General features: G+C 29.5%; 8 protein-coding genes. 4 read left to right on the top strand and 4 right to left on the bottom strand.

Annotated features, from left to right (window positions below):
- Window positions 1–152: 152 nt before the first annotated feature.
- Complete coding sequence (locus LGK97_RS04875; protein ID WP_226258623.1) at window positions 153–689, top strand: group II intron maturase-specific domain-containing protein; 537 nt, start codon at window positions 153–155, stop codon at window positions 687–689.
- Between the two features lie 85 nt (window positions 690–774).
- Here the strand turns inward: LGK97_RS04875 and LGK97_RS04870 are convergent, their stop codons facing one another.
- A complete protein-coding gene (locus LGK97_RS04870; RefSeq protein WP_226258622.1) occupies window positions 775–927 on the bottom strand; it encodes a lmo0937 family membrane protein in 153 nt (50 codons plus the stop codon).
- 148 nt (window positions 928–1,075) lie between these two features.
- Entirely contained in the window at window positions 1,076–2,011 is a 936-nt protein-coding gene (locus LGK97_RS04865; protein ID WP_226258621.1) for a polysaccharide deacetylase family protein, read from the bottom strand.
- Window positions 2,012–2,630: 619 nt separating this feature from the next.
- Here LGK97_RS04865 and LGK97_RS04860 point away from each other — a divergent pair.
- The gene (locus LGK97_RS04860; protein ID WP_226258620.1) at window positions 2,631–3,833 is read left to right on the top strand and encodes an argininosuccinate synthase; all 1,203 of its coding nucleotides are present in this window, start codon (window positions 2,631–2,633) and stop codon (window positions 3,831–3,833) included.
- A 43-nt stretch (window positions 3,834–3,876) separates the two neighbouring features.
- Window positions 3,877–5,190 (top strand): argininosuccinate lyase, encoded by a 1,314-nt coding sequence (gene argH, locus LGK97_RS04855; RefSeq protein WP_226258619.1) that lies wholly within the window; start codon window positions 3,877–3,879, stop codon window positions 5,188–5,190.
- Between the two features lie 95 nt (window positions 5,191–5,285).
- On the opposite strand, the gene LGK97_RS04850 is transcribed toward argH, so the two are convergent.
- The gene (locus LGK97_RS04850) at window positions 5,286–7,520 is read right to left on the bottom strand and encodes an EAL domain-containing protein (protein WP_226258618.1); all 2,235 of its coding nucleotides are present in this window, start codon (window positions 7,518–7,520) and stop codon (window positions 5,286–5,288) included.
- A 157-nt stretch (window positions 7,521–7,677) separates the two neighbouring features.
- The gene (locus tag LGK97_RS04845; protein WP_226258617.1) at window positions 7,678–8,712 is read right to left on the bottom strand and encodes a patatin-like phospholipase family protein; all 1,035 of its coding nucleotides are present in this window, start codon (window positions 8,710–8,712) and stop codon (window positions 7,678–7,680) included.
- A gap of 122 nt (window positions 8,713–8,834) precedes the next feature.
- Between LGK97_RS04845 and LGK97_RS04840 the strand changes: the two genes are divergently transcribed.
- Entirely contained in the window at window positions 8,835–9,143 is a 309-nt protein-coding gene (locus LGK97_RS04840; protein ID WP_226258616.1) for a hypothetical protein, read from the top strand.
- The last annotated feature ends 125 nt before the right edge of the window (window positions 9,144–9,268 follow it).

The following is a 9,268-nucleotide window of genomic DNA, read 5'->3' as shown; positions in this document are numbered from 1 at the left end:
CTGGAAAATGGGAATATTGCCAACAGCTGAATGATGGGAGCCGTATGAGCTGAGAGGTTCACGTACGGTTCTGAGAGAAACTAAGGGGGAAGTTCCCTTGGTTTACTTACTGTAATATATATTTAAAATCAAAAAAGTCAGCATATCGAGTAATGTCAAGTATAACAAGATTTATAGAAGATGATTTGAAACTCAAAGTCAACAAAGACAAGAGTAAAGTCGGTAGACCGTGGAAGTTGAAATACTTAGGGTTTACATTTTATCCTAAGAAAGGTGAAATGGGAATAAGAGTACATGAAAACTCTGTTAATAAACTTAAAGCTAAGCTTAAAGAAATAACAGGAAGAAGTAATGCTATGAGTATGGAATTTCGCGTAATTAAACTTAGACAAGTTATAGTTGGGTGGATAAATTACTTTAAGTTAGCAGATATGAAAAGTACGCTTATAACGTTAGATAAGTGGCTAAGAAGAAGAATTCGCTTATGTTATTGGAAACAATGGAAGAAAATTAAAACAAAATATGACAATCTCAAAAGACTTGGTGTTGATAAATACAAAGCTTGGGAATATGCGAATACAAGAAAAGGCTATTGGAGAATATCCAAAAGCCCCATCTTATCAAAAACACTAACTAATAAATACCTTAAAGGACAAGGGTTTATAACATTAACTGAAAAATATTTATGATTAGGTAATTCTTATTGAACCGCCGTGTACCGAACGGTACGCACGGTGGTGTGAGAGGTCGCTAAATAAATTAATTATTTAGCTCCTACTCGATTCCTTTGCCAATAAACTTATCATATAAAAATACAATCGCAGCGATTACTAATAGTACATGGATTAAGTTTCCACCTATCTTAAATAAGAAACCTAATAACCAAAAGAATACAACTATTCCACCTAACCATCTTAAAAAGCCCATATATATCACTTCCTTAAGCTTTCCTTTTATAGTGTATGTTAAATATTATAACATGATATTTATTAGTTGTCAATAATAGTTATCAATATCAAATAAAAGAGCATTATTAATTGTTTATTTTTAAGTGAGATAAAGAAGTATAACTCATCTAAAATTTATAGTTAGGATTAGTAATTCGTTCTATAAATGTATTTAAATTGGCAGAGCCACTTATAAAAACCCTATCCAAAGTCAAAATTCCATCAGATTTATCAGACCATCGTCCATCAGTTGTAATTGCCATTTTATATCCAACTTGAGAAACGGCTTTTAGGGTTTCTTTTGAATACTCTCCAAAAGGGTATGCTAAGTATTGAATCTTTTTATTTAGTGTTTTTTCTAAGAAATCTTTAGAACCTTGCAAAGTTACAACTTGTTTTTCATAGGATAGCTCCTTTAAATGCTCATGATTTTCGGTGTGACTTTCAATATCAATACCATTATCTTGCATTTCTTTTAGTTGGCTAGAATTCATGTAATCTGGAACTTTATCAACTAAACTCGTTATAACAAATATTGTTGCTTTGAACTTGAATTCTTTTAATATAGGAAGAGCCTCTACAAAATTATCTACATACCCATCATCAAAAGTTAAAACTATGGATTTTTTAGGCACTGGTTTATTATCTATAAAAAAATCATAGGCCTCACTGAGAGTTAGCGTCACATAATTATTATCTTTCAGATACTTCATTTGCTCTTTAAACTTTTCTTTAGTAACTCTTGCTGTATTACCCTTCTCATAACCAATAGAATGATACATAACTATTGGTATTCCTTTATCATTGTGTTTAATATTTGAGTCATTTACCACAGTATTAGGTTTTGTATCTTTCGGGTTACTTGGAATCTCCTGCTTTATTTGAGGTTCACTTTTTATAATTTCTACTGCCTTTGGCTTATCTGTTGATAATGTATTTTTATTTTCAGTTACCGAATTATGAGTATAATACGGCTTGAGAATAAAATATCCAATAAATATAACTATGCAAAGTAAAGAAATAACAGTTATTGAGATGTTTCTTCCTTTATTACTATTGTTCATTTTGTCCCCTTTCATCTGATTGCATCATGAATCAGTTTAGTTAATTTTAACGTCGATATTTTTGAAGTTTATGGATTTTAGCTAAAGAGCATTCTTCTTATATTACTAAATATATTATATTTTCAGAAGATAATGGAAGTAATGAAGTACGTTTATTATAATCTATTAATATATTGCTGTAAATCCTATTTTTATAATAAGAGATGAATAATAAAAGTGAACACACAGAAATATAAGATATTAATATTTTAGTATGACAAATTGTGATTTAATTGTTAGCCTATATTTGAATGTTGATTGGTGTACGGTCAAAAACATTATTTAAAGCATATAAAATCAATTAGTTTGTAAATATTAAATCATTACCGTGCATAAATATTACAAGATGATGAATAGTAATATAAAAAAGCATTGCATTATTATTAAAAACAATATATAATAAATAAAATTCATGTAGCAATATCAACAACATGAGTTAAAAAATAATTAATATACAAAAAGAAACAAAAAAACAAACATACATAAGGGTGCATAAATATTCAATAATTATAAGCAATAAAAACTGAGAGGTACATAAGATATTAAAATTTAAACAGTCAAAATCGGAAGGGGATAAAAAATGAAAGAAAAAGTGATTTTAGCATATTCAGGAGGACTTGATACATCTATAATAATATCTTGGCTTAAGGAAAATTATGATGTAGAGGTTATAGCAGCTTGCATTAATGTTGGCCAAGATGACGATATGAAGGGGATTGAGAAAAAGGCTTTAGACTCAGGGGCTGAAAAAATTTATATTGAGAATGTAACTGCTGAGTTTATAAAAGATTATGTATTTAGAGGAGTTAAAGCAAATGCGACATATGAAGGAACCTATTTATTGGGTACAGCTTTTGCAAGACCATTAATTGCTAAAAAACTTGTGGAAATTGCTCATAAAGAAGGCGCAAAATATATATGCCATGGTTGCACTGGTAAAGGAAATGATCAAGTTAGATTCGAAGTTGGCATAGCGGCTATAGATCCTTCCATAAAAATCATTGCTCCTTGGAGAATTTGGGATATAAAATCAAGAGAAGATGCCATAGACTATGCCGGTGCTAGGGGTATAGAAATATCAGTTACCAAAGAGAAAATATATTCAGTAGATCAAAATCTATGGCATGCAAGTCATGAAGGTGGAGACATTGAAGGACTAGGAAATGAGCATAAAAGAAATATGTATCTTATGGTTACACCTCCAGAAGAAGCTAAAGACGAAGCAACTTATGTAGAAATATATTTTGAAAAAGGAATTGCTAAAAAAATAAACGGCATTGAATTAGAACCAATAGATGTGGTTACAGTGCTAAATAAAATTGCTGGAGAAAATGGAATAGGAGTTATTGATATAGTAGAAAATAGACTTGTGGGAATGAAATCAAGGGGAATATATGAAACACCAGGTGGAACTGTACTTTATGCTGCCCATAAAGAACTAGAAGAAATAACCTTAGATAAGGATACACTACATTTTAAATACACAATTGCACAGAAATATGGAGAATTAGTTTATAATGGCCTTTGGTTTACTACAATGAGAGAAGCTTTAGATGCATTTGTAGATAAGACTCAAGAAACAGTAACTGGCATCGTAAAATTAAAGCTTTATAAAGGGAATATTATGTCGGCTGGTAAAGAATCGCCTTATGCTCTTTACGACTTAGATATATCCTCCTTTGGTGCAAGTGATTTATATGATCATAAAGATGCCGAAGGCTTTATAAACTTATTTTCATTGCCAAGCAAAATTAAGGCATACAAAAATTTAAATAATTATTAATAGAAATCAGAAAAAAATAGAGAAGGCTTAGTGGGTGATATAAATGAAACTTTGGGGTGGAAGATTTAAAGGTAGTGAAAGCAAGCTTATGGAAGATTTTAATAGTTCTTTAAGCTTCGATAAAAGATTATATTATGAAGATGCTATTGGAAGTATAGCCCATGTTAAAATGCTTGCTAAGTGCAATATTCTAACTGTTGAAGAGAGTACAACTATAATTAATGGTATCAAATCTATTCTTTCAGATATTGATGAAGGTAAGTTGAAAATTGATGGAGACTATGAAGATATTCATAGTTTTATGGAAATACAACTTACAAAACTTATTGGTGAGGTAGGTAAAAAGCTTCATACAGCAAGAAGTAGAAATGATCAGGTTGCGGTAGATATGAGATTATATTCAAAGTATAAAGCTATTGAGGTAATTGATAATCTAAATGTTATTTTATCAACTATTGAAAGCTTAGCAAATGGTAATCCTGTTATAATGCCAGGGTATACACATTTACAAAGAGCTCAACCGGTGACTTTTAAACAACATATTATGGCATATCATAATATGCTGCTTCGTGATGTGAAAAGGATCATAAGTGCCATAGACATTATGGATGAAAATCCTCTTGGGTGCTGTGCTCTAGCAGGAACCACTTATGATACCGATAGAAGTTTTACAACAGTAGAGCTTGAGTTTAAAAAACCTGTTGACAACTTTATGGATGGAGTAAGTGATAGAGATTATTTATTGGAACTTTTGTCTGATTTCTCTATAATCATGATGCATCTTAGTAGATTAAGTGAGGAGCTTATCTTATGGAGTAGTAAAGAATTTGATTTTGTTGAAATTAGTGATGAATTCACTACAGGTAGCAGTATTATGCCACAAAAAAGAAATCCGGATGCTGCAGAGCTAATAAGAGGGAAAACTGGGCGAGTGTATGGAGATTTAATGAGCTTGCTCACCACAATGAAAGGAATACCGTTAGCATATAATAAAGATATGCAAGAAGATAAGGAGCCCTTCTTTGATGGGGTTGATACTGTTTTAAAATGCATAAAGATAATGAATGGAATGTTAAGCAGTTTGAAAATTAAAAAGAATAATATGTACAATGCAGTTAAAACAGGATTTTTAAATGCTACAGAAGCAGCAGATTATCTTGTAAATAAAGGATTGGCATTTAGAGATGCTCATGGAGTTGTAGGTGCTATTGTTGTTCATTGTGAAAATGAGCATACCACCATAGAAGATTTAGGTTTAGAGGAACTCAAAAGTTTTAGTGATTTATTCCAAGATGATGTATACCAATTTATAGATTATGAAAATACTTTAAGTAGAGGAATAAAAAAAGAAATGTAAACATCATCTTAGTGGTGATTAGTTGTCTCTTTATAATAAAAAACAAGTAACAGGTAAAACCAAACCTGTTACTTGTTTTTTTTATTAAATATTAGTTAAAGTAAATTTTTTTCAGGTTTGCCTATATAATAACCCTGAGCATAATCAATACCAAGTTCTTTAATGGTATTTAGTATTTGTTCACTCTCCACAAACTCTGCCACAGTTTCCATATTAAAAGCTTTAGACATATTTAGCATTGATTGAACTAAGTAGAAGTTCTGATCTTTGTCATTTATGTCTCGAATAAAAGAACCATCGATTTTTATATAATCTGCGGGAATTCTTTTTAAGTATTGTATAGATGAAAATGCAGTACCAAAGTCATCTATAGAAAACTTTATACCTAATTTTTTGTAGCTGTGCATTATAGAAGCTAGACTATCTAAATTTTCAATACTCTGAGTTTCTGTTATTTCTAACACAATATTTTCAGGTTTAATATTATTACTATTTACTATATCCACTACTTTAATCAAATATTCATCATTGTTTAATACCTTACCAGAAATGTTAAAGGATAATTGAATATTATCTTTAGGATCTATAATGTTTTTATAAGATAAGGCTTTTTCTAGTATAATTAAGTCAATAGTTTCAATTAAGTTATTTTCCTCAGCTATTTGTATAAAAGGAAAAGGGGACAGATACTCATCTTCACTTTTGATTCTCATAAGAACCTCATACTTTAGAATCGTTCCTTCTTTAATATTATAAATGGGTTGAAAGAATGGAATAATTTTATCTTCATTAATAGCTTTTAGAAGCATTATCTTCTTTTTAGTTTTATCTTCTTTTATTTTGAACATATCCTCAAAGTTTTCAAAGGAAAGAAAAGCACTTTTATCTAGTTGCTTTAAATCATTGAGTGTATCTTCTGCTAAAAGTAAAGAGTTTTCAATGTTTTCTAACTGGAGCTTGTTAAGCTTTACTATACCCATGAAAGTGGTAATAGAAAGTGTATAATTGTCAATTTTCATAGTTATATTGTTGAAGTAGTTTTGATGTTCTTTAGTTACATTTAAGGCATAATCCCAATCCTCAGTTTTAAATAGAAATATAAAATCATCGGCTTTGTGATGTATTAAAGTGCCCATAGGTGATAGATGATGATCTAGTATCATTGTGAACTCTTTTAATACTTTATCACCAATAGCACTACCATAAGTTGAGTTAATAGTTGAAAAGTCTTTTATATCTATATATAAAAGAAAGTTTTCTTTATTATTTTTAGAGTTCTTATGCAAAATATCTAATAATTTATTTTTGTTAGGAACTCCTGTAAGAACATCTTTATAATGAACACGACTTAGTATAAAGTACATATAAAAGATAATAATTATTGAAATTATAATTCCGGCAAGTAAAAGCCTAATTAAGTAGCTATTAAAACCTTTATTTATAACGTTCTTATCTACGAAACTAACAACTACCCAATTTAAATCTGGTATTTTAATAAAGTATCCGTGTACCTGCTGATTCAATATATTGCTGTAGTCAACTTGTCCAGATACGTATCTTGAAAGCTTTTCATTCCAAACTTTACTATAAGTATTTGAAATATTTCTTTTATCTACGTTGTACCTTTTAATATATTTATCTTGAGGAGTTGCAAATGAAAAACCTAACAATTTTTTTTCAGGGTGAAGAATTGTATCGCCATAGGGATCAACAATGTAGGTCATTACATTTCCGGTTTTTGTAATAATATTATAAACATTATATAAATCATCCAGGAATAAATCAGCTGCGATTACTCCTATTAATTTGCCATCTTTTTTTAAAGCATAACTTACTGTAATAACAGGATTTTCTGAATCGATGTCACTATAAACTTCTGTTACTATAGGAGAAAATGAAGCGGAAGCTTTAGTATACCAAGTGCGAGTTCTTAAATCAGCTTTTTTATCCCCTAAATTAATAACTCCGGAGTGGTCTATTCCATTGCCAGTTTTATTATCAATATAATAAAGATTTTGAAGTGATATAGATTTATTAATAATCTTATTAAAGGTAAGTTTGATTTGAGCTGATACATTAGTATTTAATTCATCACTTGATAAGTTAGTTGATGTTAAAATAAGGTCTCCTGTGGTTTCTATAAATGTTTTTACTAAATTCATCTCTGATTGGAATAACACTAAGTAGTTATTTGATGTTTTCTCTAACATAATTTCTGTTTCAGCAATATTAATTTTTTTATGGTTTTCATAAAGAAGATATATACCTGTATATATCAAAATTAAAATAAAAAAACTAGGAACAATATATTTTAACTTTTTATTTTTCATAGATAATCATCCCTCATGTATTATAAATTAACAATAAATTGTTGTAATAACTCTTTTGTAAGAAATGCTAATTATTGTAACATACATAATTATATAATACATTATTATATAACAAATAACAACAAGTTTTGCTAGTTTATTTATTAGATACTAAAAATTAGGGAATTATATGACTATTTAAGGGGATAATTCTGAGAAGTTTATGTCTTTTATAATTTATCTCAAAGTTTTTAAGGAATTCCTTACCACAGGCTTCACCGGAATTATACAAATCAATAATACTTTTACTCTTAATATTAAAATCTGTAGTTTTAATATTGAGAGTATCGATTTTTACAGTTCGTAAATAATCCATTTCTTTAATATGAACATCATCCTGAGCTTCTAACATTGTTTCAATAATTGATTTTGTAAAGTTTAAGGTGTTTGTAATCTTATGCTGCCTTAGTTCTTTACCTGCACCAAGTTTAAAACCAATGGTTGGGAAGCGAGGAATCCCATTTACATCGAAAATCCAAACCGGGTAATTACTTAAAACACCGCCATCTACAATGAAAGACTTTTTATTTGTAATTGTATTATTCAAATTTACAGGTTGGAAGAAGTAGGGGATAGATATGCTCATTCTTATAGCTAAGCTCACTTCAAGTTCATCTGGACTTATGCCATATTCTGCAATGTCTTCTGGAAGTATCAGCATCTTTCCTAGGCTAATATCTGTTGCAATAATATGGAGTTTATATTTTCTTTTATATTTATTATCATTTAGAAGAGTACCTGTTTCCCCTGGAATAATCAAATCTCCGAAAGTTACCTTTTTTTTATTTGTGAATTTAAGTTTATTAGATAAAACCTCATCAATCCAGTTTTTTAAATAGTCACCTTTAAAAATACCTTTCTTAAAAAGTAGATTGAAAGTAGTAGAAATTATAGGTATGCTAAAATGATTTTTATCAGCAATCTTGTTATAATCTAGCTTTAGCATTAATTTTTTTATCTCTTCAGCTGACAAGCCAACTGCCACAAGTGCAGCTACAATAGAACCGGCAGAGGTTCCTGAAAGATTTCTCCAGCAGTAGCCATTATCTTCAAAGCTTTTTAATGCACCTACAAGACCAATTCCTTTAACACCACCACCTTCAAATACTGCATCCGCAAATTTCTTATTATTATAAATATCTATATTTATCACCTCTTTATGAGTAATATATGAATAAGTATAATAACATGACCTATATTAGCAAAAAATAAACTTCAGGACACTTTTTTATGAAATGAATATAATGGAACATAATAATCATTAAAAGGTAATATATGAAGAAAATAGAAAAATATACGCCTTGTGAGCTAGCCACATTAGCAACAATAGTAGGGATTTTAATTGCTGCTAAACTAAATGTCAATGAGCAAAATGTAATAGGCAATTTTACACTAGATGTGGGGCAGATTATTTTGATAATTGCGGCTCAGGCTCAAAATATTGAAGCGCAGAAAAAAAATCAATATGGAGATAATGGAGACAGTAATTCTAAGGTCGATAACAAGGACTTGCAAAAACAGATAGATGAAATTAGAAGATATGTTGAAAATTTAGAAGGTGGTAGGAGTTGCATTAAAAATTAGAAGGCTTTCGCTTAGAAAAAAATTTGCGCTTTGGAGTACAAAGGAGGAGAAAATCCACTTTTATATAAGAACTGTTGTACATTCAATTTTAAGTACTATTATTAACAGCATAAAAAGACTAATTA

Source organism: Clostridium sp. CS001 (assembly GCF_020443565.1).
Lineage (GTDB): Bacteria > Bacillota > Clostridia > Clostridiales > Clostridiaceae > Clostridium_AD.
Note: the sequence above shows the minus strand (reverse complement) of the source record. Positions and strands in the feature narration are given on the sequence as shown.